Annotated in this window: 1 protein-coding gene; it reads left to right on the top strand. The window is 71.7% G+C overall.

The genetic code is table 11. The features are described from left to right. On the top strand, positions 1-226 hold a 226-nt coding region (locus ACFI33_RS11850; RefSeq protein ID WP_445373414.1), incomplete at both ends, for a transposase.

Genomic DNA, 226 nt, shown 5'->3' with positions numbered 1-226 from the left:
TGAAGGTGCGTGAGGGCGGGCGTGTGGTCAACGCGGTGGTGCTCATCGCCACCGGGGTCAACGGCGACGGCCACCGCGAAGTGTTGGGCCTGCGGGTGGCCACCAGCGAGACCGGGGCGGCGTGGAACGAGTTCTTCGCCGACTTGGTCGCCCGGGGCCTGGCCGGGGTCCGGCTGGTCACCTCTGATGCCCACCCCGGGCTCAAGGACGCCATCGCCGCGAACCT

Source organism: Micrococcus sp. PSi08, from assembly GCF_054960655.1.
Note: the sequence above shows the minus strand (reverse complement) of the source record. Positions and strands in the feature narration are given on the sequence as shown.